We start from the raw sequence: 19,776 nt of genomic DNA, 5'->3' as shown, positions 1-19,776 counted from the left end.
CCGAGGAGAGAAGATCAATGGGGATCAACAACCGGATCGACATGCCTTACGACGAGCTGGAGGTCGGGCAGACCTTCCGCTCGGGCGGACGGACGATCACCGAGGCCGACGTCGTCAACTACTGCGCGCTCACCGGCAACTGGATCGAGATCCACTCCAACAAGCACTACGCCGCGCAGACCCGGTTCGGGAAGCGGCTGGTGCAGGGCTCGCTGACGTACTCGATCATGACCGGGCTGATCCAGTTCGGCCCGTCGATCCAGGCGAATTACGGGATCGACAACCTGCGCTACCTCAAGCCGGTCGCGATCGACGACACGATCTACGTGACCGCCGAGGTCACCGCGAAGAAGGAAAAGGACGACAAGTACGGCGTCACGACCTTCCTGATGAAGGCGCTCAACCAGGACGGTTATGTGGTGCAGCGCAGCGAGTGGAGCCTGCTGATGCTGCGCCGCCGCGACGACCTCGAAGCCCTGCTCGCGTCGTCGCTGCCCACGGAGAAGCAGCCGGAGCGGAAGTGAGCGCGGGCGAGCCGGTCGCCGCGATCGTCGGGATGGGCGACGCGTACGCGTCCAAGGCCGACCGGAAAGACCCGCTGCAGCTGGCCACCGAGGCGACGATGGCCGCGCTGGCCGACGCCGGGATCGGCAAGCATCAGGTCGACGCGGTGTTCACCGGGCGCTCGCCGTGGGCGGACAAGCGATCGCAATGGAGCAACATCTTCATCTCGCACCTGCAGATGCCGGTGACGCTCAACAGCGAGATCACCTTGCACGGTGCGGGGTTGACGTCGACCATCGCGGTGGCGTCGCAGATGATCGCGGCGGGTGCGGCGGAGTACGTGCTGTGCGTGCAGAGTGACGCGACCGAGTTGTTCGTGGACGCCGTAGCGATGGGTTCGGAGGCCGATTCGGACCCGCAGTACGAAGTGCCGTACGGCCCGACCATCCCGTCTCTGTACGGGCAGGCCGCGTGCCGGTACTTCCACGAATACGGGCTCACCGAGGAAGACCTCGCCGACGTCGCCATTGCCAATCAGCGGTGGGGCGCGCAGCATCCGCACGCGGCCAAGCGCAAGCACGGCGAGATCGACCGCGAGAAGGTGCTGTCCTCGCCGTACGTGGCCACCCCGCTGCGCCGGTGGATGTGCTCCACCTGGGGCGGCGGCACCGGCGGCGCGCTGGTGGTAACCTCACCCGAGCGCGCGAAGGAAGCGCGCGACCCGGTCTGGGTGCGTGGCTACGGTTCCGCGACCACACACGAGTACCTCACCGACCGGATGAACATGCGCTCGGGCCGGTTCGCGGGCCTCGGCGAATTCCCGAACCTCACGCACACCGCGACCGTCGAAGCCGCCCGGCAGGCGTTCACCCGGTCTGGGCTCACTCCGTCCGATGTGGACATGCTCCAGCTGTCGGTGAACTTCGCGCACATGGGCCCGATCATCCTGGAAGACCTGGGTTTCGCGAAGAAGGGCCACGGCATCGACGTGTACCGCGAAGGCCGCACCGGGGTCGACGGCGACCTGCCGACCGACACCAATGGCGGCTGGCTTTCCTTCGGGCAGCCGGGGATCTCGTGCAATATGGACAGTCTGGTCGAGGCGGTCCGGCAGTTGCGCGGGACCGCGCTGGGGCTGGCACCGAAGCGGAAACCGCGCACGGTGCTGGTGCAGGGCGCGGGCGGGATGCTCGCCGCGGCGGGTGTGATGGTGTTGTCCGGCGACGAAGCTGGGAGGCCGTGATGAGCGAGGACTGGCCGCAGCCGTACCGGTTGCCGGACGCGGAGCCGTACTGGGCGGCGCTCGGCGAGGAACGGCTCACCTATCAGCGCTGCGGTTCGTGCGGCGAGGTCGTGTGGCCCGCGCATTCGTACTGCCCGCACTGCTCCGCCCGATCGCTGGAGTGGGAAGAGTCGCGGGGTCGCGGCACGGTGTGGTCCTACAGCACGATCATGCGCGGTCCGACGCCGGTGTGGGCCGCGATCGTGCCCTACACCGTCGGATTCGTCGAACTGGCGGAGGGCTATCAGCTGTTCACGCAGATCGAGGCGGACCCGGACGCCATCGAGATCGGGATGCCGGTCGAGGTGCGGTTCGCGCGGCGCGGGGAGCAGACGATCCCGGTGTTCGCCCCGGCAGCGGAGGAATGACATGGCAGGCCCGCTCGACGGTGTGCGGATCCTGGACCTGACCTCGAACTTCATGGGGCCGTACGCGTCCCTGCTGCTCGCGGACCTCGGCGCGGACGTGGCGAAGGTGGAGTCCCCGGAAGGGGACACCACCCGCGGCGTCGGGCCGCGGCGCCACCCCGGGATGGCCGCGATCTTCCTGCACCTCAACCGGAACAAGCGCAGCCTGGTGCTCGACCTCAAGCATCCGGACGGGCGGGCCGCGCTCGTGCGGATGATGCGGTCGGCGGACGTGCTGCTGCACAGCCTGCGCCCAGCGGCGATGCGGCGGCTCGGACTGTCCTACGCGGACGCGCGGGAGATCAATCCGCGGCTGGTGTACTGCGGGTGTTTCGGGTTCGGCCAGAACGGCCCGTACGCGGGCAAACCGGCCTACGACGACCTGATCCAGGCGGCGGTGGGCATGCCGGTGGTGCAGAGCCGCGGACAGGGCGAACCCGCGTACGTCGCGACGGCGATCGCGGACCGGGTGGTCGGCATGGCGGCCTCGTCGGCGGTCGCCTCGGCGTTGTACTACCGCGAACGGACTGGGCATGGGCAGGAGGTCCAGGTGCCGATGTTCGAGACGTTCGCGCATTTCGCGATGGGCGACCACCTCTACGGGCACACCTTCGTGCCGCCGATCGGGAGCTGGGGCTACGCGCGGATGATGAACGCCGACCGCCGTCCTTACCGGACCCTCGACGGCTACCTGGGCGTCAACATCTACACCGACCGGCATTGGCAGCGGTTCTTCGCCGCGGTCGGCCGGGCGGACCTGGCGCGGGACCCGAGGTTCGCCGACATCCACGGCCGGACGGAGAACATCGGCGAGCTGTACGCCTTCCTGGCCGAGGTCTTCGCGCTCCGCTCCACCGAGGACTGGCTGAAGGTGCTCGCCGAGGCGGACATCCCGGCGATCCGGATGAACACGCCGGAGACGCTGCTGAGCGATCCGCACATGAACGACATCGGGTTTTTCGCCGAGCAGGACCATCCCTCGGAGGGGCGGCTGCGCACCATCGGCATCCCGCAGCAGTGGAGCGAAAGCGCTCCCGAGCTGCGGTATCCCGCGCCACGGCTGGGCGAGCATTCGGCGGAGCTGCTGCGGGAGTACGGGTTCGGCGAGGACGAGGCCGCCACGCTGTTCGCGGCGGGCGCGGCCGGGACGGGAGTGCGTGATGACGCGTGAACTGCCCCTGACGGGGATCGTCGTGGTCGAGCTGAGCGACAGCGCGTCCGCGCCGTTCGCCGGCAAGATCCTGGCCGAACTCGGGGCCGAGGTGTGGAAGGTGGAGCGGCCGGCCGGAGACTCCGCGCGCGGCTGGGGACCGAGCGCGTGGAAGGGCGACGGGGCGGCGTTCCACGCGCTCAACCGCGGCCGTCGCTACCTCAGCCTCGACATCAAGGACCGCTCGGAACTGGCGACGCTGCACCGGCTCATCGCCGAGCGGGCCGATGTGTTCCTGCACAACCTGCGTCCCGGCAGCGCGGCGAAGTACGGCCTCGACGCCGAAAGCCTGCGGGTGACCAAGCCGGAGCTGGTGCACTGCGAGATCGGCGCGTTCGGCAAGGCCGGGCCGCTGCGCGAACTGCCCGGTTACGACCCGCTGATGCAGGCGTTCTCCGGGATCATGGACATCACCGGAGAACACGACGGCGGGCCGGTGCGCGCCGGAGTGTCCATAGTGGACTTCGGGACCGGTATGTGGGCGGTGATCGGCATCCTGGCCGCGCTGAACCGGCGGCACGTCAAGCACACCGGCGCCGCGGTGGACGCGTCGCTGCTGGAGACGGCGATCGCGTGGAACTCCGTCGGCATCGCCGGATACGCGGCGGACGGATACCCCGGAAGCAGGCACGGGTCCGGCGTGGCGTTCATCGTTCCGCACCGCGCGTTCGCGGCTTCGGACGGTGCGCTGATCATCAGCTGCGCCAACGACTCGCTGTTCGCCCGGCTGTCCGCGGCGCTCGGGCACCCGGAATGGGCGGACGACCCGCGGTTCGCCGCGAACGCCGCCAGGCTGGAGAACCGTGCCGAAATCGACCGGCTGATCGGCGAGCGGATCGCGACGGGCACGCGTGCGCAGTGGCAGGACCGGTTGCAGGCAGCCGGGATTCCGTGCGCACCGGTGCAGACGACCCCGGAACTGGTCCGCCACGAGCAGACCCGCGAACTCGGCATCATCGGCGCGGCCGACGAGGGCGAGATCGGCGTCGTCGGCCTGCCCTTGTCCTTCGACGGCAGGCGCCCGCCGCCGTTGCCCGCGGTCCGCCCGATCGGCGCGGACAACGACCTGCTCGGCTCGGTGCTGCCGACCCGGGCCTGACCCCGTCCCCGGACAGAAGTGGAAAATGTCATGGCTGCGCCGTATTCGGAAAAGCACTGGAGCGCGATCGAGTCCGCGCCCGTGAGCGAAGCTCGGGCGGTGCAAGAGGACCGGTTGCGGGAGCAGCTGGCGTATGTGGCCGCGCGCAGCGTGTTCTATCAGGAAAAATTCGCGGGAATCGACCTGGCGCAAGTGCGGACGGTCGAGGACCTGGCGAGGTTGCCGTTCACGGAGAAGCAGGAGCTGCGCGAAAGCTTGGCTGCCGCGCCGCCGCTGGGCGCGCACGTGGCGGCGGGCCCGGACGAGATCGTGCAGATCCAGGCCTCCTCGGGGACCACGGGCAGCCCGTCGTACGTCGGGCTGACCCGCGGCGACATCGAAACCTGGTGCGAGCTGGGCGCGCGGGCGCTGTACGCGAACGGATTCCGGCCGGGCGACCGGCTGCTGCACGCGTTCGGCATGAGCAAGGGGTTCGTCGGCGGGCTGCCGGTGGTGCAGATCCTGCAGCACATGGGCATCGTGGACATCCCCATCGGCGCCGAGGCGGGCGCGGAACGGCTGCTGCGGGTGCAGGCGGACCAGCGGCCGAACGCGCTCATCGGGACGCCGTACTTCCTGGCGTATCTCGCCGAGCAGGCCCCGTCGATCGTCGGACTGGACGCCCGGGAGCTGGGGGTGCGCGCGATCAGCGTCGGCGGCGAACCCGGCGGCGGGCTGCCCGCGGTGCGGGAGAAGCTGGAATCGCTGTGGGGCGCGACCTCGCGGGAAATGCTCGGCGGCACGGACATCGCGTGCACCTACTGGGGCGAATGCGAGGCGGCGAACGGGATGCACTTCCTGTCGCCGGACCTGATGGTCGCCGAGCTGATCGACCCGGACACCGGGGAGCGGATCGCTCCGGTGGAGGGCGCCCAGGGCGAGCTGGTGTACACCGCGCTGCGGCGGCAGGCGTCCCCGCTGGTGCGCTTCCGCACCCGGGACCACGTCGTGGTGACCGGAACCGAGTGCGCGTGCGGGCGGACCGGGTACACCGTCCGGTGCATCGGCCGGACCGACGACATGCTGATCGTGCGCGGGATCAACGTGTTCCCGTCGGCGATCAAGCAGCTGGTGGCGGAGCTGGCTCCGCTCACCACGGGCGAGATGCGGATCCGCGCGGACTTCGAGGGGCATTCGACGCAGAAGCCGCTGCCGCTCGTGGTCGAGCACGCGGCTGGGCTCCCGGTCGGGAAACAGGCCGATCTCCGGACGTCGCTGGAAAGCCGGATCCGGTCCGCGCTGAACGTGAAAACCGCCGTCACGCTGGTCCCGGACGGCACCTTGAAACGTCCTGACCACGTGAAAGTCAATCTCGTGGAACGGGTGCCCGCGCAGACCGCGTGATAGAGGTAGAGCGTGAGCGCGTTCAACAGGCTGCACCTGATCCGGCAGGTCGACCTCCTGACCTTGCGGCTGTTCCTGTCCGCGGTCGAGGAGAAGCAGATCGGGCTGGCCGCGATCCGGGAGAACGTCTCGGCCTCGACGGCGACGAAACGGATCCACGACCTGGAGGCCATCGCCGGCATCGAACTGCTCGACCGCGGCCCGCGCGGCGTGGCGCCGACCCCCGCGGGCGCGGTGCTGGCGCGGCACGTGCGCAAGATCTTCGGCAGCCTCGAGGACATCCGGTCGGAAATCGCGGCGTTCACCGAGGGAATGCAAGGCGACCTGACGATCGCGTCGGCCCGGTCGATCTTCGCGCCGTTTCTCGCACGCGAACTCGGTGAATTCTCCCGGCAGTATCCGCAAGTCCGGTTGATCGTCCACGAAATCGAAAACAAGGAAATCCTGCGGGAGGTCGCGCGCGGCGAAGCGGACCTCGGCGTCTTCGCCGCGGCGCACGAGCTCGACCTGACCGGCGTGGACGTCACCCCGTACCGCCGCGACCGGATCGTGGTGGCGCTGCCGCGCGGGCACCGGTTCGCGGACCGGCTGAGCGTGACGTTCGCGGACCTGCTCGCGGAACCCCTGATCGCGGTGGGCCCGATGGCGGGCGCGTTCCAGGCCGCGGCGCGGCGGCTGGGCGAGGAGTTCGAACCGGCGTACAGCGTGCGCAGCGGGGAGGTCGCGCTGAGCCTGGTCCAGGCCGGACTCGGTGTCGCGGCGCAGCCGGAATGCATGGTCACGCGGGAATTCCTCGACCGGGTGGCAGTGGTCGAACTCGCCGAACCGTGGGCGGAACGGAAAATTCACCTCGCGACCGCGGCGGGCCGCCGTCCGGGCCCGGCGTGCCGGGCGCTGATCGAGCAACTGCTGGACCGGCCGGTGGACGAACCCCAGGAGGGCGGCTGACGGCGGTCTTCGACAGCTGAAGTGTCCAAGTATCCGGACAGTCGCGCGGTCGGCGTGCGCTTAGCGTTCTCCGCATGTCAACGACGACTCATGAAGAACTGGCCAAGGGCTGGATCCGCGCGCTCTCGGACGTCGACCTGTTCTACTCGCTGTGCGCGGACGACTGCAAGGTCTGGCACAGCGCCGACGACAAGTGGATGTCCGTCAAGGAAGCAGTCGACGCCGTCCACGAACGCGGCGGCCTTCCGGCGTTCGAAAATTCCCGCTACACCTTGACCGACAAGGGTTTCTTCGTGCAGACCTCGGCCACGCTGGCGGCCGCTCGGGTGCACTTGATCCAGGTGGTGACGGTCAAGAACGGCAAGGCGGTCTCGGCCGAGGAGTACATCGGCCCCGAGATGGACATCGCTGTCTAGGTGGGGAACGGACTTTCGATGAGTGCGATCGCAGGACGCTCGATCATCGTCACCGGCGGTGCGAGCGGAATCGGCGAGACGGCCGCGCGGCTCTTCGCCGAGAACGACGCGCTGGTGACCATCGCGGACATCAGCACCGAAGCCGGTGAAGCGCTGGCGGAGGAACTGTCGGGCAAGGGCTGCGAGGTCCAGTTCGTCACCGCCGACGTCACCGACGAGGCGCAGGTCGCGGCGATGGTGGCGGCGGCCGAATCCGAGTACGGCAGGCTGGACGGCGCGTTCAACAACGCGGGCGTGCCGAACAACGGCAAGAAGCTGGCCGATCTCACCCGCAAGGAGTCGAGCGGGTCTTCGCCATCAACGTGACCGGCCCGTTCCTCTGCATGAAGCACGAGGTGCCGGCGATGCTGCGGGCGGGCGGCGGCTCGATCGTCAACACCGCGTCGGTCGGGGCGTTCGTCTACATTCCGCTGGCCGCGGAATACACCGCGTCCAAGCACGCGCTGATGGGCCTGACGAAAGCGGCGGCGGCCGAGTACGGCGAACACGGCATCCGCGTCAACGCCATCGGCCCGTCCACCGCGCGCACGCCGATGTACCTGGAGTACTTGAAACTCAATCCGGAGTACGAGAAGACCGTCGCCGCCACGCACGCGCTGCGACGCGGCAGCGAACCGGTCGAGCAGGCGCAGGCGGCGATGTGGCTGCTGTCGGACGCGGCGTCGTTCGTCACGGGCGTGACGGTTCCGGTCGACGGCGGCTACGTCCTGTACTGAACGGGATCCGCCACATTGACCTGGTTCGCGGAAACATGAAATATTATGTGGCATGAGTGCGGTGCTGACCCGCGGCGCGCTGGCCCGCGCCGCGGGGCCGGTGCTCGATCGCGTGCAGACGGAGCTGCGGGGCAGTTCGGTCGCGATGCTGCTGGCCGACCACCGGGCCAAGGTGGTGGACATCCGCTACGGCGAGCGCGCTTTCGGGCGGGAGGTCACCTCGCTCGGGGTGGTGCCGGGCGTGCGCCTGGGGGAGGACGAGGTCGGCGTGAACGCGATCGGCACGCCGCTGGAAACCCGCCGGAGCCTGCTGCTGCGCGGAGCCGAGCACGCGCTGCCCGCTTTCCACGATTTCACCTGCTTCGGCCATCCGATCGTCCATCCCGGCACCCGGCGGCTCGCCGGGGTGCTCGACTTCGCGGTGCCGGTGAGCCGGGACGAGCGGCTGGCCCCGGCGCTGGTGCGCCACCTGGTCGCGGAGATCGAAAGCAGGCTCCGGACGGACGCCGCGGAGGCGCAGCGACGGCTGCTCGCCGCGTTCCAAGCCGCGGCCGGGCGGCGGGACCGGCGGGTGCTGGTCGTCGGGCACGGTCTCGTGCTGGCCACCCAGCCCGCGCTCGACCTTTTGGCGCCGGCCGACCACGCCGCGGTCGAAGCGTGCATTGAGGACGGCGGCGGGAACGCGCGGATCACGTTGGCGTCCGGCCAGCCGGTGCGGCTTTCCTGGGCTCCGGTGGAGGGCACCGAGGGGACCATGGTCGACCTCGTGGCCGAGCAGCGTCCCCGCCGCCCGCGTGCCGCGGTGCCGGTGCGGTGGCCGTTGCTGGTGGCGGGGGAGCCGGGCACGGGCAAGACGACTGTCGCGCGAGAGGCCGCCGGGGACAGTGCGGCGGTGCTGGACGGAGTCGAAGCGATTCGGGTCGGCGCGGCGGAATGGGCCGAGCGGGCCAGCCGCCTGCTGGAAGGCGACGGCCCGGCCGCGATTGTCGAGAACGTGCAGCTGCTGTCGGAGCCGCTGGCCGCGTTGGTCGCGGCGCGGACGCGGATGTCGAGGCGGAACGTCGTGCTGACCTCTGCCGCGGGCAAACCCCACCCGCCGATCACGGCCTGCTGCGGTGAGCGGCGGGAGCTGGCTCCGTTGCGCGTCCGCCGCCACGAGATCCCCAGACTGGCACAGCGAATGCTGAGCGAGGAGTGCGCCGCCCGGTTCACGCCGGAGTCCTTGCGGTTGCTGGCGGCTCAGCCGTGGCCGGGGAATCTGGCCGAACTGCGCCGGGTCGTCCGCACCGTGGCGGAGCGGCGTTCGGCGGGCGACGTCGTCCCGGCAGACCTTCCGCCGTCGCATCGGGACGGATCGGCGCTCGCTTCGCCGTTCGACCGGGCCGAGCGCGAGGTGATCGTCGCGGCGATCGCGGCCGCGGGCGGCAACAAGCTCGAAGCGGCCCGCGCGCTGGGGATCAGCCGGTCGACGCTGTACAACCGGCTGAAAGCCTTGCGCATCCGCTGACCCTTGCCCGCCGAGTGGCTTGACCCTTCCGGTCAACTAGATATTATATATTTCATGCGCGCTGCCCTGGGTGGTGGCCGATCTGACATCGACGAGGAGCAGGTATGGCGACGATCATCGAGCGGCTCGCGGGATTCGCCGCGGGCGCGGACGCCCGGGAATTCCCCGACGAGGTGATCCGCGAATCCCAGCGCATCCTGCTCGACTCGCTCGGCTGCGCGGTGGCGTCCCTCGGCGACCAAGGCGCGCAGCGCGGCGTCGACTACGCGCGATACCTCGGCGGCAGCGAAGGTTCAGCGTCGATCCTCGGCACCGGCGTCAAGACTTCGGTTCCCGCCGCCGCGTTCGCCAACGCCGAGCTGATCAACGCGCTCGACCAGGACGCGGTCCTGCCGCCCGGCCATGTCACGCCGTACGTGCTGCCCGGCGCGCTGGCCACCGCGGAGTCGTTGCGGACGTCCGGCACGAAACTGCTCGAAGCGATCGCGGTGGCCCACGAAATGTCGTACCGGATCGGGAAAGCGACCGACTACCTGCGCGACATCAAGGACGGTGTCGTCACCATTCCGGACGTCATCGGCTACAGCAGCACGCTTTTCGGCGCCGCGGCCGCGGTCGGCGTCGTCAAGGGGTTCGACGGGGAAACCCTGGCCGACGCGCTCGGCATCATGGGCTCCACCGCGCCGACCAACACCCAGCGCGCGTGGATGATGCACGCTCCGGCCACCACGATCAAATACCAGCTGGCCGGAGGAATGGCGTTGTCCGCGGTCACCGCCGCGAACCTCGCCGAACGCGGCCACACCGGCGACCGGCAGATGCTCGACGACCGCGAATACGGCTTCCCGCGCTTCATCGGCACCTCCCGCTGGGAACCGGCGCCGATCACCGCGGAGCTCGGCGAGACATGGACGTTCACGCCGTTCCAGTCGTTCAAGCCGTATCCGCATTGCCGGGTCATGCACGCGTTGTTCGACGCGCTGACCGAGATCGTCGAAACCCACGACATCCGCCCCGACGAGATCGACGCGATCACCGCGTATGGCGAGAGTTTCGTCATGCAGCCGGTCTGGGTGAACGAAACCATCCGCAACCCGCGCGACGCCCAGTTCAGCATGACGCACGGTCTCGCCCTCGCCGCGCACCGGATCCCACCGGGCAAGGACTGGCAAACCCCGGAGGCGGTGCTGGACTCCTCGGTTCTCGACCTGACGAAGAAGGCCGAGTTCAAGGCGCACCCGGACTACACGGAGGCGCTCAAGAACAATCCGGCCGCTCGCCGGTCGCTGGTCGAGGTCGAGGCTCGCGGCACCACCTACCGCGGCGAGCGCGCCTACCCGAAGGGCAGCCCGTCGCCCGACCCGGCCACTTATATGACTGACGACGAACTCGTCGCGAAGTTCCGGCACAACGTGGAGGGCGTCGTGGCGGACCCGGACGCGATCGTCCAGGCGGTTTTCGATCTGCAGAACGTCGAGGACGTCTCGGTGCTGCTGAACCAGGTCGGCGGTGCGGCATGATCGACGTGATCAACCCGGCCACCGAGGAAGTGATCGGGTCCATTGTGGACAGCGACGCGGCGGCCGTCGACGCGGCGGTGTCCGCTGCGGCCAAGGCGCTCGGCCCGTGGTCGGCTCTGTCGCCCGCCACCCGCGCCGGTTACCTGCGCGCGCTGGCGGACGAGTTTGAAAAGCGCTCTGAGGAGATTTCGGAGCTGGTCACCCGGCAGAATGGCACGCCGATCAGCATCACCCGCGCGATGCAGAGCCAGGTGCCGGTCTGCTACCGGTACTTCGCTTCGCTGGCGGATAGACTCTCGGTCGAAGAACATGTCGAGACGGCGAGCGGCGACGCGATCGTGCTGCGCGAACCGGTCGGCGTGGTCGCGGCCATCACGCCGTGGAACGGCCCGCAGCCGCTCATCGCGTGGAAGCTCGGCCCCGCGCTGGCGGCCGGCTGCACCGCGGTGATCAAGCCGGCGCCGGAGACGTCGCTGGACGCGTTCGTCTTCGCGGAAATCGTCACCGCGGCGGGAATTCCCGAAGGCGTGGTGAACATCGTGACCGGCGGGCGCGAAACCGGTGCGGCGCTGGTCGCGCATCCTGGCGTGCACAAGGTGGCGTTCACCGGCTCGACCGTAGCGGGCAAAGCGATCGCCGCCGAATGCGCGAAGCAGTTGAAGCACGTCACTCTGGAGCTGGGTGGCAAGTCGGCGGGCATCCTGCTCGACGACGTCGATCTCGACGCGTTCCGGCCGCTGGTGCTTTCCGCCTGCGCACCGAACACCGGGCAGACCTGCCGGGCGCTGACCCGGGTGCTGGCTCCGGCGTCGCGCTACGACGAGGTCGTGGACCTGCTCGCGGCCACGATGGCCGGGATCCCGCAGGGGGACCCGCTCGACCCGACGGTGTTCTTCGGCCCGCTCGTGAACGCGACGCAGCGAGAGCGAGTCGAGTCCTACATCGAACTCGGCAAGGCGGAGGGCGCCGAATTGGTGATCGGCGGCGGCCGCCCGTTCGAGCGCGGCTACTACGTCGCGCCGACGATCTTCCGCGGAGTCACCAACGACATGCGCATCGCCCGCGAGGAAATCTTCGGTCCGGTGCTCACCGTGATGCCCTACCAGACGGTGGACGAAGCGGTCGCCATCGCGAACGACTCGGAGTACGGCCTCGGCGGCGGGGTGTTCTCGCCGGACCGGGACCGGGCGACGGAGGTTGCTCGCCGGATCGTGACCGGCAGCGTCGGGGTGAACACCTCGACGCTGCCGATCGAGACGCCGTTCGGCGGAGTCAAGAACAGCGGGATCGGCCGGGAACTCGGGCCGCAGAGCGTCGACGCGTACCTGGAGTACAAGACGATCTTCCGGGCGTAGCGGAGCGGAGAGGGACCCGCGCCGCGCACAAGCGGGCGATGTGGATGCGGCTTCTCCGGCGCGGCGCGACGACAGCGGGGCAGGCTCGGCGAGCGCGAGGGAAATGGCCATTTCGTGCATCACGGACGCGGTCGCTGGGCAGGTCCCGCGCGTCTCACCGGACAGCTTGGCGCAGCTGGGCGCCGACGAGACAGTCGACTTCCCCGCGTCCGGCTCGCCGGAGGACCGTGTCGCGCTGGCCGACCAGGCCGCGGGCACAACCGCCCGGGCGTCGCTGGTCATGTCCTGAACCGGCGGCCGGACGAGAACGGAGACGACGAGTGGCGAACTCGATCGAGATCGCGGGTGTCGAGGTCCGGCACCCGGACGAGGTGTACGTCGGCGGCGAATGGCTGCCCGCGAGCGGGGGCCGCTACGGGATCGTGTCGCCCGCGGACGAAAAGGTCGTGGCCGAAGTAGGGCTGCCGGGAACCGGCCAAGCCGAGGCGGCGGTGGCCGCGGCGCACGAGCGGGGCTTGCCGTCGTGGGCTCGCCTGCCGGTCGCGGAACGAGTCGCGGCCTGCCGGCGTTTCTGCGCCGCCATGGAAGAACGGCTCCAGGAAATGGGTGCGGTGTGGGCGGTCGAAGCCGGGATGCCGGTCCGCTACAGCGCCACCTTGCATCGCTTCGGCGCGGTCGGTGCGTGGACGGCGGCGCTCGACCAGGCCGAAGACGCGCTGCGGCCGGAACGGCGCAGCACTCCGCTCGGCGACGTGATCGTGAAGCACGAGCCGGCGGGCGTGGTCGCAGGGATCATGGCCTACAACGGCCCGCTGGTCACGATGGCCACCAAGATCATCCCAGCCCTGCTCGCCGGTTGTCCGGTGATCGTGAAAGCGGCGGTGGAATCGCAGCTGATCATGCGCCTGGCGGCCGAGTGCGCCGAAACGGCCGGTTTCCCGCCCGGCACGCTGTCCATTTTGGCCGGGGACACCGACGTCGCTCGTGCGTTGTCGGCCGATCCGCGGGTCGACCTGGTCTCCCTGACCGGCGGACGCGTCGCCGCGCAGGACATCATTGATTCGACCCGCGGCCGGCTCGCCCGCACGCACCTGGAGCTCGGCGGGAAGTCTCCGGCACTCATCCTCCCGGACGCTCCGCTGGACAAGGTGCTGCGCAGCCTGGTCCCGGGCGCGACCGGCGGCACCGGCCAAGTCTGCGCCCTGCTCACCCGCGTGCTCGTCCCCGAATCGAGGCACGACGAAGTCGTCGAGGCGATGACCGGCGCGTGGTCGCGGCTGAAGATCGGCGATCCGCTCGACCGCGGCACCGACATCGGCCCGCTCGCCAACGCGGCCGCCCGCACCCGCACCGAGCGGGCCGTCCAGCGCGCCGTCGCGGAAGGAGGCCGCGTCGTCGCCGGGGGAGGGCGTCCGCCTGGTCCCGGGTGGTGGTTCGAGCCCACCATCGTGACCGACGTCCAGCGCGGGTCGGACCTCGCCCGGAACGAGGTTTTCGGCCCGGTCACGGCGGTGCTGGCCTACACGGACCTGGACGACGGCATCGCGCTCGCCAACGACACGTCCTACGGTCTCGCCGCGACGGTCTACACGGCCGATCTCGAACGCGGCCAGTACTGCGCGGACCGCATCGCCGCGGGCTCGGTCGCGCTGAATTCGTTCGGCCCGAGCGTCGCCGCGCCCTGGGGAGGCAGGAAAGGATCCGGCTGGGGACGGGAAGGCGGGCCCGAAGGAATCCGGGAATTCGCCGAAACCAAGCAGATCCTCCTCGGACCCGGCCTCTCCTGACCGCCGCCGTCCCGGGCCCGCTCGCCGCGGTTCTCCGCCTGTCGGTGCGCGGCGGTGTTCGGTCGCGGACGGCGCCTCCGGCCCTCTCCTTGACTACAAGTCTGCGAAAGTTTAATATAAAATATTATTTCTGCGGCAGGGAGGTGCGCGATGGCGCCTCGGACGGATCCGGACTTGAGCTGCCGGGCGCTGGCCCTCCTCCGCGTCGTGGCCGCCGGACGGGCCGAGATCACCCGCAGCAGCGAGCCGGACCTGTTCGTCGACGGCGTGCCGTGCTGCGATCAGTACACCGCGCACGCGCTCGCCCATCGAGGGCTGATCGTCCACACCGGACCCGCCGTGCTCGGGAAGCGGGTCCGAGCCCGCCTCACGGCGGCGGGTGCGGCAGCGCTGGGGGCGGCGGGCGAGGCGGCCTGAAAAGAAAAAGCAACGGGCAGTACGGCGGCTGAACAGGCCGCTGTACTGCCCGTCTCCATGTTCGCTCCCGGCCGCCGCTTCGTTTTGCGGACTCGACTGTGCGGTGAGCGGCTGTTGCCCCGGTCTCACCCGGCTTACCGTTCGGAGGTGCGGCAGCGCACCAGCGCCGCCCGATCGAGCCGACAACGGAGTTGCGCCGAAATGGACCAGAAAACGAACCCGCCCTCCCTCGATCGGGAACCCGTCGAGGGCACGTGCCCGCGTTGCCAGGCCGCCGAGTTGTCCCGCTATCCGGTGAATTCCGAGGGCGGCTGGTTCGACGTCGTGAAATGCCAGGCCTGCCTGTTCTCGGTCAGCCGGGAACGTGGCCCGCGGCTGGGGCCGATCCAGCTGCTTTCCGACCTCGTGCGGGGAAAGGACTGACGATGATCGCAGTCGACGTGGGCGGCACTTTCACCGACGTGGTCGCCCTGCGGGACGGGAAGATCCGCACCGCGAAGGTCTCCACCGACTACACCGATGTCACGCGCCCGGTGCTCGAAGGCGCCGCGCTGCTCGGCGTCGCGGGCGCCTCGGTGTTCAACCACGCCAGCACGCACGGGCTGAACGCGGTGATCACCCGCGACGTGCCGAAGATCGGGTTCCTGACGACCGAGGGGCATCGCGACATCCTGGACATGGGCCGGGTGTGGCGGCCCGCGGAGGCCATTTTGGACCCCGGCTGGCGACGCAGTTTCGGCGACGCCGCGCGGCCGCTGGTGCCGCGGTACCTGCGCCGGGGAATCCGGGAGCGGCTCACCGCGACCGGCGACGTGCTGTTCGAGCTGGACGAGGCGCAGGCGCGAGCCGAACTCGAAGTGCTGCGCAAGTGCGGCGTGACCGGCGTGGCCATCTGCCTGATCAACGCCTACGTGAACCCGGCGCACGAACTCCGCCTGCGCGACCTGGTCCGCGAGGTGCTCGGCGAGGTGCCGTGCTCGTTGTCCAGCGAGGTGTCCCCGCTGGCGAAGGAGTACGCGCGGGCGTCGACGACGGTGGTCGACGCGCTGATGAAGCTCATCTACGCCGATTACACCGCGCGGCTCGAAAAGGGGCTGGCCGAGCTGGGCTTCACCGGGCAGCTGAACTTCGCCGATTGCGCGGCGACGCTGGTGCCGTCGCACCGGGCGATGGAACAGCCGTTCCGCATCGTGTTCTCCGGGCCCGCGGCGGGCACAGTCGCCAGCGCGCATTTCGGTTCGCTGATCGGCGAGCGCCACCTGCTGTGCGCGGACGTCGGGGGCACGTCCTGCGACATCAGCGTGGTCACCGGCGGCGAGCCGTTCGTCGACACCACGTTCGAACTGGAGCACGATCTCGTCGTCAACGCGCTGGCCAACGACGTCAGCGCGATCGGAGCCGGCGGCGGCAGCCTGGTGACGATCGGCCAGACCGGCGAGATCCAGGTCGGCCCCGGCAGCGCCGGTTCGACGCCCGGACCGGCCTGTTACGGCCGCGGCGGCGCCCAGCCGACCACGACCGACACCTGCCTGCTGATCGGCATCCTCGACCCGGGAACCTTCGCCGGCGGCGAGCTGGCGCTGGATCCGGAGCTGGCCCGCCGGGCGTTCGAGAACCTCGACTCGGACTTCACGCTGGCTCAGCGGGTGCGGTACGCGTACGAGATGGCGGTGCACAACATCGCCGAGGGCGTCTTCAACGTCGCGATCAAGAACGGCGTCGACCCGCGCGACTACACCCTGATCGCCTACGGCGCCGCCGGGCCGATGCTGCTGCCCGCGGCGATGGACGCGGTGCACTGCAAGCAGGTCGTCGTTCCGCCGAACCCGGGGCTGTTCTCGGCGCTGGGCCTCCTGTCGGCCGATCAGGTGTTCACCGTGAACCGCAGCGCCTACACCGTGCTCACCCCGGACGTCGCGGAGCGGATCGACGGGTTGTTCGCCGAGATGGAGGAGCAGCTGCGCGAGCGGCTCGGCCCGGAGGCCGCGGCGACTTTCGAACGCAGCTACGACGGGCATCTCGTCGGGCAGAGCTGGGACACGCCGTTCGTGCCGGTTCCGGCCGGGACCGTCGACGAGGCGGCGGTCGCCTCGATGATCGCGTCGTTCCACGACACCTACCAGGAACGGTCGGGCAACCGCTTCGAAATGGTCCCGGTCGAGGGCGTCACGTTCCGGGTCCGCGCGGTGCTGGACACCCCGAAGGTCGAGTATCCGGAACTGCCCTCCCGTGCCGCGGACGAGCCGCTGCGGCCGGTTCGCACGACGGTCCTGCGGTATCTGGGCGAGGGCGCGGAAGACCAGGAGGCGCCGGTGTACGACCGCACCGCGCTCCGGGCGGGCGACGAGTTCGACGGCCCGGCGATCGTCCACGAAGGACTGTCCACGACCCACGTCGGCGCCGGCCAGCGTCTCGTCGTCGGCCGCTACGGCGAACTCGTCATCCGGAAGAAGTGAGCGTCATGACCACTTTGGACACTTCGTCCGTCCGCATCCGCGACCTCGCCGACGACGCGTTCGCCGGGGCCTACCGCACCGACCGCTTCACCGCGTCGGTGATCGTGAACCGATTGAAATACGCCGTGGGGCACATGAGCACCGCCTTCCTGCGGGAAGCGTTCTCGCCGATCATCCGCGACTGGTACGACTTCGCGTGCACCATCAGCGGCCCGCCGTCCCAGGACTACCGGATGGCCGTCGTCAGCAACAGCCTGACGCCGTTCCTCGGCACGATGCCCGACGCCACCCGCAACGCGGTCGAGGAATTCGGTCCGGAGAATCTCTCCCCGGGCGACGTGCTGATCTGCAACGACCCGTACCGCGGCGGACGGCACGTGAACGACGTGCTGTTCACCCGCCCGGTGTTCGCCGGCGGCGAGATCGTCGCGTTCGTGACGATGTGCGCCCACCAGCTGGACATGGGCGGCACGGTTCCCGGCGGATTCTCCGCGACCAAGACCACTGTCTACGAGAACGGCCTCGTCCTGCCGCCGATGCTGCTGTGGGCGAAGGACCAGCCGGTGCGGTCGACGTTCAGCCTGATCTTCGACAACACCCGCTGGGGCGGCCTGCTGCTGCCGGACTTCCACAGCATGCACCAGCAGTTGCAGCTCGGCGAGCGGCTGGTGCGAGAGAACATCGAGCGCTACGGCCTCGACGCGTTCCTCGGGTCGCTCGCCTACGCCTGCGACACGTCCGCCGAGCAGATGCGCGAAGCGATCGCCAGCGTTCCGGACGGCGATTACACCGGCCGCGCGCTGATCGACGCGGACGGGCTTGACGACACCGTCGATTACCAAGTGCACGTGACGTTGCGCAAACGCGGGCACGATATCGAGGCCGACCTGTCCGGCACCTCGGCGCAAGCCCGCACCTGTATCAACTGCGGTGTTCTCGACGCGAAAACCGCGCTCGGCGTAGCGCTCACGATGCTGCTCGACCCGGCGATCCCGTTCACCTCCGGCACCTGGCGCAACGTCGACCTCGTCGCGCCTCCGGGAACGCTGCTGAGCGCGCTGCCGCCGGAGGGCGCGCCGATGATGTTCTGGGAGCCGTCCGGTGCGCTGATTTCCGCGATCTTCGAAGCGCTGAACCCGGTCCTCGGCGAACGCGCGATCGGCGGGGACTACGGCTCCACCAACACGCACAACGCCAGCGGAGTGCGGGACGACGGCACCCCGTGGACGAGCGCGACGCAATGCGGCGGCGAGCACGGCCCGTGGGGCGCGACCAAGGAGGGCGACGGCGACAGCTACACCGTGCTGTACAACCTCAACAACCTCGATCCCGCGACGGAGACGATCGAGCACGATTCGCCGGTCGTGCTGCTGCGCAAGGAGCACGCGATCGACACCGGCGGGCCGGGCAAGCACCGCGGCGGCGCGGCGAACCTCAAGGACACGCTGTGGCTGACCGCCGCCGCCCAGCACCTGTCTCCGTTCCGCACCAAGGAGCCCAGCGGGGTCGGAGCCGACGGCGGGAAGCCGGGCCCGACCGGGGCGATGTGGATTTTCCCGCCGCGGGAATCGGCTTCCGGGCCGGACGGACTCCTCGGCCTCGAGCCGGAGGTCTACGCCGCCAGCACCCCGGTCGCCGGGGTCCTGAACCCGGAAACCAAGGCGCTGGACCCGGAAAAGGGCGTCTACCACTATTTCGCGAGCCGGAAGGCGTGGCTGACCGAGGCCGGTTCGGTCCTGCGCTGCCTGACGAACGGCGGCGGGGGATGGGGCTCGCCGTTCGAGCGCGACCCGCAGCGAGTGCTCGCCGACGTACGCGACGAGTACGTCAGCGTCGAAGGAGCAGCCCGCGATTACGGGGTGATCGTCGTCGGCGACCCGCACTTCGACCCCGAAGGCCTGCGCGTCGACGAAGAAGCAACAGCCCGGCTGCGTTCCGGCCGGTCGAACGAACAAGGAGTGAGCTGATGGTTTCCGCCGCGGTCCCGGTTTTCGGGGATCGGAACCTGTTCTTCGCGTGGAGCACCTACACCACGGACTACGCGACTTACGCCAAGTGGTACGACGAGGAGCACATCCCGCAGGTGATGGACGCGCCCGGGATGGTCGGCGCGCAGCGGTTCCTCCTCGCGGACACCAAGCCGCTGCCCGGCGTGCGTTCGCTGGACTTCGGCCACCTCGCACTGTACGAAATGGACGGAAGCGCGCAGGGTTTCCGGGACGAGGTCAAGCGGAAACTGATCTCCGGGGAAATGGTGCTGCCGGACTACATGGTGCAGCCGTTCCAGGCGCTCTTCGCGAAGCCGGTGAGCGAACCGTTCCACTCGGACCTTTTCGCGGAAGCCGAGAACCTGGACGACCGGCATCTGTTCTTCGCGTGGAGCCGCCACACTGGCGACGACGCGACGTTCGCGAAATGGTACGACGAGGAGCACATCCCGCAGATCATGTCGGCGCCGGGAGTGCTTCGGGCGCAACGGTTCGAGGTGTCCGACGTGAAGCCGCTGCCCGGCGTCAAGCCGGTCGACGAGGGGCATCTGGCGATCTACGAGACCGCCGGCGGCCTCGAAGGGTTCCGGGCGGAGGTCAAACGGCAACTGATCTCCGGCGAGATGGTGTTGCCGGACTTCATGATTCCGCCGTTCGCGACGATGTTCCTCAAGCCTGCCAGCTCGTTCTTCCGCTCGAACCACGATGCGTGACGCGGGAT

Annotated in this window: 18 protein-coding genes and 1 pseudogene; all 19 read left to right on the top strand. The window is 69.6% G+C overall.

The genetic code is table 11. The features are described 5' to 3' along the window. Positions 1-17: 17 nt before the first annotated feature. The 19 genes and pseudogenes from ACZ63D_RS00250 (at position 18) to ACZ63D_RS00160 (ending at position 19,768) form a co-directional block, all read left to right on the top strand. Positions 18-524, top strand: a complete 507-nt coding sequence (locus ACZ63D_RS00250; protein ID WP_465352087.1) for a MaoC family dehydratase — start codon at positions 18-20, stop codon at positions 522-524. Then, positions 521-1,747, top strand: a complete 1,227-nt coding sequence (locus ACZ63D_RS00245; protein WP_465352086.1) for a thiolase family protein — start codon at positions 521-523, stop codon at positions 1,745-1,747. The genes ACZ63D_RS00250 and ACZ63D_RS00245 overlap by 4 nt, the downstream gene beginning before the upstream one ends. After that, complete coding sequence (locus ACZ63D_RS00240; protein ID WP_465352085.1) at positions 1,747-2,154, top strand: Zn-ribbon domain-containing OB-fold protein; 408 nt, start codon at positions 1,747-1,749, stop codon at positions 2,152-2,154. The genes ACZ63D_RS00245 and ACZ63D_RS00240 overlap by 1 nt, the downstream gene beginning before the upstream one ends. Before the next feature lies 1 nt (position 2,155). Next, the gene (locus tag ACZ63D_RS00235) at positions 2,156-3,364 is read left to right on the top strand and encodes a CaiB/BaiF CoA transferase family protein (RefSeq protein WP_465352084.1); all 1,209 of its coding nucleotides are present in this window, start codon (positions 2,156-2,158) and stop codon (positions 3,362-3,364) included. Next, the gene (locus tag ACZ63D_RS00230) at positions 3,354-4,502 is read left to right on the top strand and encodes a CaiB/BaiF CoA transferase family protein (RefSeq protein ID WP_465352083.1); all 1,149 of its coding nucleotides are present in this window, start codon (positions 3,354-3,356) and stop codon (positions 4,500-4,502) included. The genes ACZ63D_RS00235 and ACZ63D_RS00230 overlap by 11 nt, the downstream gene beginning before the upstream one ends. A gap of 30 nt (positions 4,503-4,532) precedes the next feature. Then, complete coding sequence (locus ACZ63D_RS00225; RefSeq protein ID WP_465352082.1) at positions 4,533-5,885, top strand: phenylacetate--CoA ligase family protein; 1,353 nt, start codon at positions 4,533-4,535, stop codon at positions 5,883-5,885. 12 nt (positions 5,886-5,897) lie between these two features. Next, positions 5,898-6,833 carry a LysR family transcriptional regulator gene (locus ACZ63D_RS00220; RefSeq protein ID WP_465352081.1) on the top strand — a complete coding sequence of 312 codons (936 nt, stop codon included), beginning with the start codon at positions 5,898-5,900 and terminating at the stop codon, positions 6,831-6,833. Between the two features lie 74 nt (positions 6,834-6,907). Beyond that, on the top strand, positions 6,908-7,249 hold the full coding sequence (locus ACZ63D_RS00215) for a nuclear transport factor 2-like protein (RefSeq protein WP_465352080.1): 342 nt from the start codon (positions 6,908-6,910) through the stop codon (positions 7,247-7,249). A 54-nt stretch (positions 7,250-7,303) separates the two neighbouring features. Next, a pseudogene (locus tag ACZ63D_RS00210) lies at positions 7,304-8,025 on the top strand (SDR family NAD(P)-dependent oxidoreductase); the annotation flags it as partial. 52 nt (positions 8,026-8,077) lie between these two features. Then, on the top strand, positions 8,078-9,532 hold the full coding sequence (locus ACZ63D_RS00205; RefSeq protein ID WP_465352079.1) for a helix-turn-helix domain-containing protein: 1,455 nt from the start codon (positions 8,078-8,080) through the stop codon (positions 9,530-9,532). A gap of 104 nt (positions 9,533-9,636) precedes the next feature. Continuing rightward, positions 9,637-11,052: an MmgE/PrpD family protein gene (locus ACZ63D_RS00200; RefSeq protein ID WP_465352078.1), complete on the top strand. Its 1,416-nt coding sequence runs from the start codon at positions 9,637-9,639 to the stop codon at positions 11,050-11,052. Then, a complete protein-coding gene (locus ACZ63D_RS00195) occupies positions 11,049-12,407 on the top strand; it encodes an aldehyde dehydrogenase (RefSeq protein ID WP_465352077.1) in 1,359 nt (452 codons plus the stop codon). Before ACZ63D_RS00200 ends, ACZ63D_RS00195 begins: the two co-directional genes overlap by 4 nt. Positions 12,408-12,510: 103 nt before the next feature. Then, entirely contained in the window at positions 12,511-12,696 is a 186-nt protein-coding gene (locus ACZ63D_RS00190; protein WP_465352076.1) for a hypothetical protein, read from the top strand. A gap of 31 nt (positions 12,697-12,727) precedes the next feature. Next, the gene (locus tag ACZ63D_RS00185; RefSeq protein ID WP_465352075.1) at positions 12,728-14,194 is read left to right on the top strand and encodes an aldehyde dehydrogenase family protein; all 1,467 of its coding nucleotides are present in this window, start codon (positions 12,728-12,730) and stop codon (positions 14,192-14,194) included. 150 nt (positions 14,195-14,344) lie between these two features. Beyond that, on the top strand, positions 14,345-14,611 hold the full coding sequence (locus tag ACZ63D_RS00180; protein ID WP_465352074.1) for a hypothetical protein: 267 nt from the start codon (positions 14,345-14,347) through the stop codon (positions 14,609-14,611). 201 nt (positions 14,612-14,812) lie between these two features. Beyond that, positions 14,813-15,034: a hypothetical protein gene (locus ACZ63D_RS00175; RefSeq protein ID WP_465352073.1), complete on the top strand. Its 222-nt coding sequence runs from the start codon at positions 14,813-14,815 to the stop codon at positions 15,032-15,034. A gap of 2 nt (positions 15,035-15,036) precedes the next feature. Then, positions 15,037-17,067 (top strand): hydantoinase/oxoprolinase family protein, encoded by a 2,031-nt coding sequence (locus ACZ63D_RS00170; protein WP_465352072.1) that lies wholly within the window; start codon positions 15,037-15,039, stop codon positions 17,065-17,067. A 5-nt stretch (positions 17,068-17,072) separates the two neighbouring features. Continuing rightward, positions 17,073-19,034 (top strand): hydantoinase B/oxoprolinase family protein, encoded by a 1,962-nt coding sequence (locus ACZ63D_RS00165; protein ID WP_465352071.1) that lies wholly within the window; start codon positions 17,073-17,075, stop codon positions 19,032-19,034. Further along, a complete protein-coding gene (locus ACZ63D_RS00160) occupies positions 19,034-19,768 on the top strand; it encodes a hypothetical protein (protein WP_465352070.1) in 735 nt (244 codons plus the stop codon). The genes ACZ63D_RS00165 and ACZ63D_RS00160 overlap by 1 nt, the downstream gene beginning before the upstream one ends. Positions 19,769-19,776 lie beyond the last annotated feature (8 nt).

The sequence above is a fragment of the Amycolatopsis sp. NPDC104775 genome (assembly GCF_055583325.1).
Note: the sequence above shows the minus strand (reverse complement) of the source record. Positions and strands in the feature narration are given on the sequence as shown.

Bases quoted from the DNA above. Each gene is read 5' to 3' on its own strand.
- ACZ63D_RS00240 (WP_465352085.1), top strand. From the start codon at position 1,747: ATGAGCGAGGACTGGCCGCAGCCGTACCGGTTGCCGGACGCGGAGCCG.
- ACZ63D_RS00180 (WP_465352074.1), top strand. From the start codon at position 14,345: ATGGCGCCTCGGACGGATCCGGACTTGAGCTGCCGGGCGCTGGCCCTC.
- ACZ63D_RS00225 (WP_465352082.1), top strand. From the start codon at position 4,533: ATGGCTGCGCCGTATTCGGAAAAGCACTGGAGCGCGATCGAGTCCGCG.
- ACZ63D_RS00235 (WP_465352084.1), top strand. From the start codon at position 2,156: ATGGCAGGCCCGCTCGACGGTGTGCGGATCCTGGACCTGACCTCGAAC.
- ACZ63D_RS00175 (WP_465352073.1), top strand. From the start codon at position 14,813: ATGGACCAGAAAACGAACCCGCCCTCCCTCGATCGGGAACCCGTCGAG.
- ACZ63D_RS00190 (WP_465352076.1), top strand. From the start codon at position 12,511: ATGGCCATTTCGTGCATCACGGACGCGGTCGCTGGGCAGGTCCCGCGC.
- ACZ63D_RS00230 (WP_465352083.1), top strand. From the start codon at position 3,354: ATGACGCGTGAACTGCCCCTGACGGGGATCGTCGTGGTCGAGCTGAGC.
- ACZ63D_RS00250 (WP_465352087.1), top strand. From the start codon at position 18: ATGGGGATCAACAACCGGATCGACATGCCTTACGACGAGCTGGAGGTC.
- ACZ63D_RS00205 (WP_465352079.1), top strand. From the start codon at position 8,078: ATGAGTGCGGTGCTGACCCGCGGCGCGCTGGCCCGCGCCGCGGGGCCG.
- ACZ63D_RS00160 (WP_465352070.1), top strand. From the start codon at position 19,034: ATGGTTTCCGCCGCGGTCCCGGTTTTCGGGGATCGGAACCTGTTCTTC.
- ACZ63D_RS00165 (WP_465352071.1), top strand. From the start codon at position 17,073: ATGACCACTTTGGACACTTCGTCCGTCCGCATCCGCGACCTCGCCGAC.
- ACZ63D_RS00200 (WP_465352078.1), top strand. From the start codon at position 9,637: ATGGCGACGATCATCGAGCGGCTCGCGGGATTCGCCGCGGGCGCGGAC.
- ACZ63D_RS00170 (WP_465352072.1), top strand. From the start codon at position 15,037: ATGATCGCAGTCGACGTGGGCGGCACTTTCACCGACGTGGTCGCCCTG.
- ACZ63D_RS00215 (WP_465352080.1), top strand. From the start codon at position 6,908: ATGTCAACGACGACTCATGAAGAACTGGCCAAGGGCTGGATCCGCGCG.
- ACZ63D_RS00195 (WP_465352077.1), top strand. From the start codon at position 11,049: ATGATCGACGTGATCAACCCGGCCACCGAGGAAGTGATCGGGTCCATT.